This window comes from Cytobacillus firmus NBRC 15306, from assembly GCF_001591465.1.
GTDB lineage: Bacteria > Bacillota > Bacilli > Bacillales > Cytobacillaceae > Cytobacillus > Cytobacillus firmus.
The window spans coordinates 1-2,078 of the sequence record NZ_BCUY01000187.1 but is presented as its reverse complement, the minus strand read 5'-3'; the positions used below and the strand labels follow the sequence as shown (position 1 = coordinate 2,078).

3 protein-coding genes are annotated in these 2,078 nt (G+C 34.9%); 1 reads left to right on the top strand and 2 read right to left on the bottom strand.

Annotation, left to right across the window (positions count from 1 at the left end; all coding sequences use genetic code 11):
- Positions 1 to 414 precede the first annotated feature (414 nt).
- Together BFI01S_RS21685 and BFI01S_RS21680 are read right to left on the bottom strand one after the other, a co-directional pair.
- On the bottom strand, positions 415 to 1,053 hold the full coding sequence (locus BFI01S_RS21685) for a hypothetical protein (protein ID WP_235831265.1): 639 nt from the start codon (positions 1,051 to 1,053) through the stop codon (positions 415 to 417).
- A gap of 217 nt (positions 1,054 to 1,270) precedes the next feature.
- Positions 1,271 to 1,480, bottom strand: a complete 210-nt coding sequence (locus tag BFI01S_RS21680) for a cold-shock protein (protein ID WP_061794416.1) — start codon at positions 1,478 to 1,480, stop codon at positions 1,271 to 1,273.
- A 275-nt stretch (positions 1,481 to 1,755) separates the two neighbouring features.
- Here BFI01S_RS21680 and BFI01S_RS21675 point away from each other — a divergent pair, with 275 nt between their 5' ends.
- Positions 1,756 to 2,049: a DUF6509 family protein gene (locus tag BFI01S_RS21675; RefSeq protein ID WP_061794415.1), complete on the top strand. Its 294-nt coding sequence runs from the start codon at positions 1,756 to 1,758 to the stop codon at positions 2,047 to 2,049.
- The last annotated feature ends 29 nt before the right edge of the window (positions 2,050 to 2,078 follow it).

Sequence of the window (2,078 nt, the reverse complement as noted above, 5' to 3'; positions counted from 1 at the left end):
ATCTTTTCGAAAAAGACTAATGATTAAACGTTGACGTTTTGTTCGTTCAGTTTTCAAAGATCAATCACTATCTCTTAAAGCAACTTTATTATAATACCATTTGCAACTTCCAATGTCAACAGAGTTTAAAAGTTATTTTCAAAATATGTTTTGTGAAAGCTGTTCTTAAATAATAGCATCGTCCATGTTCCAGGTCAACCGTTTATGCATGGTACATTATTCCAATTTAAAACGATGGGAACATATAATTTTTTAACTTCCTGATGAGCATGAGTAAAAGCATAAGTATCACACTAAAGAATACAGGATTCCAAAAAGAGTTTATTACTAAGATGTCCATCTTTTCCATAATGATATGGAATGCAAAATCAGCAATAAATAATGAAACAAGCCATTTTAACCGATAAAATTTTATTATAACAATGGTTGCAGCAGGGCATAAATAATCCATACCAGAACACTGAAAGCTACATGGTCCTGATAAGGAGAATCAAACCATCCGACTTTATAATGATGAGAACCCACGATAGCAGTCAAACCAAAAGAGACCCCTTGAAAAATTGTGGTAATAGCCATATACACAGTAATACATTGAATAAAAAAAGATGGGTCTTCGACTCTATTCCTCCACCATTTAATAACAAAGACAGACGCGAACAATATCGCCGGGGTAAACCAGGATCTCCACCAGTTATGTTCATAGATGCCAAGCCACAGAAATAGCTCTTCTATTCCATATATGGAGGCTATTATTAAAATAACCCACTTGAACGGGATTCTAAAAGCCGCTATAGTCATCAAAACACTGGGAATAAAAAAAGCCTGTGAAATACTTGAACCAAAAACATCATCATACCAATGGATTGAAAAGAAATTCGGATAATAGGAGTAGGCGTCACCTAAAATCAATACGATATATTCCATTAAAAAAGAAAGCCCCATAGTAAAGAAATAAACCGCCAGATTAAAACGAAAGTCTGTTTTCTTATAAGTTATATAAATAAGACCAATGCTAATAAGCACTAATCCAAGAAACCAAAGCAAATTTGACATTCTTCCACATCCAGTTTAGCTCGTTTCCATTATTTTGTTCATCCCGGACAAACATATATTTCTTCCCGGAACGAGAAAATTGTTCATAAAAAACGCAATATCCGAAATACAAGCGCTGTCTGCGGAACAAATATAAAACAGAGAAAGTATTTTAGTCGAGACTTTCTCTTAATTTATTATGCAAAAAATAAAAGGGCGATTTAGATCGCCCTTGCAACTATTTAGAAAATATGCTGTTATTGTTAACGACTTGCAATTCTTTCGTCGATTCTTTCATTTCGCTTTTGCAAATCGGACAAAGAGGCACCTGGCTGCTTTTGAAATTGTCCCTTACCCAGCAGTTGCAGGACTCAGATGTACACTCCCAAATTTTCACTTCTTCAACCTTGATTTCTTCCATGTTTTTTCTGCCAAATCCCATTGCCATATAAAGGCACCTCCCAAAGAGTAAGACCCTTACCCAAAATAAAAATCACTTGCTATATAAAGTGACGAACCACTGGCTCTATATAACAAGTGTTTATGGGCAATATTATATTCTTTTAACTAAATTTAGTATAACATATTTAAATGCTTCTGTCAAAAAGTTCTAAACCTGCAGCTGTATTCATTGAACACAACAAAAAATTGTTAAATACTATTACCCCAATCCGGGAAAAGTGTATAATGACATGTACAGCAGCGATAGAAAGGGTGAAGTCCATGAACATTACAAGTTATACTGTTGAGTACATACAGGATCCTACTGGCATTTTAACAGGTGACCGCTACGAATTCTTTTTAGATATTGATGTGGATGAAGAAGATGAATTATATTCAGAGAATGGCATTAAGCTAAGAGTGCTTTATTTTAAAAATGGAGAAGACGAGAGGATTCTTAATTATCATTTTGTTGAAGGCGCTTCTGGAACGGTTTTGGATTTCGCTTTAGATGAAGATGAAGAGAAAACAGTTTCAGCTTTCTGCCGGGACAACCTTTCCCAGGAAGAAGAATAAGAGCAGGGTTCCCCTGCTCTTTTACTTTA